The organism is Vibrio sp. 03_296 (genome assembly GCF_002265885.1).
The window spans coordinates 1-811 of sequence record NZ_NPKW01000992.1 but is presented as its reverse complement, the minus strand read 5'-3'; the positions used below and the strand labels follow the sequence as shown (position 1 = coordinate 811).

At 47.3% G+C, this 811-nt stretch carries 1 protein-coding gene and 1 pseudogene; both read left to right on the top strand.

The genetic code is table 11. The features are described 5' to 3' along the window. The first annotated feature begins 43 nt into the window (after positions 1–43). Positions 44–388, top strand: a complete 345-nt coding sequence (locus CIK04_RS34870; protein WP_325205994.1) for an alpha-amylase family glycosyl hydrolase — start codon at positions 44–46, stop codon at positions 386–388. Beyond that, a pseudogene (locus CIK04_RS34865) lies at positions 336–811 on the top strand (alpha-amylase family glycosyl hydrolase); the annotation flags it as partial. The gene CIK04_RS34870 and the pseudogene CIK04_RS34865, both read left to right, overlap by 53 nt.

Sequence of the window (811 nt, the reverse complement as noted above, 5' to 3'; positions counted from 1 at the left end):
CTCTTCGGTAAGTGAGTCTTTACCATGACAACACGCAACACAGATGCCCATTGGTGGAAAACCGCCACTATTTATCAAATTTACCCAAAAGCTTTGCGACAGTGGGGCAAARGGGACGGGAGATATCCAAGGCATCATCTCTAAGTTGGAATACTTGAAGCATCTCGGTATTGATGCAATCTGGCTGACGCCGGTTTACCAATCGCCGATGGTCGATAATGGATACGACATTTCGGATTACTACCAAATTAACCCTCAGTTTGGCACGATGGCGGATTTTGATGAGTTGCTCGAGAAAGCGCATCAGCTCGGAATCCGTCTTATCATAGGACATTGTGGTGAACCACACCTCGACCGAGCACGCTTGGTTTCAATCGGCATTGGGTAACAAAAACAGTCCATATCGGGATTACTACATCTGGAAAGACCCGGTCGAAGGAAAGGAGCCGAATAATTGGCAGTCTAAGTTTGGCGGCAGCGCTTGGGCTCTGGATGAACAAACCGGCCAATATTATCTGCACCTTTTGCCAAAGAGCAGGCCGATCTCAATTGGGAAATACCTACGGTTCGTGAGGAAGTGAAAAACGTTATTCGTTTTGGGCGGAAAAGGCGTTGACGGATTTCGTCTGGACGTCATCAATCTGATTTCGAAGCAACAAGATTTTTGCAATGATGAGATTGGCGACGGGCGTCGTTTTTATACCGATGGACCGCGTGTACACGACTATCTCCAAGAGATCAGTCAAGCTGTTTTCCAAAAGTATGGCAGTGTGACCGTAGGTGAGATGTCGTCGACAACCTTAGAGCATTG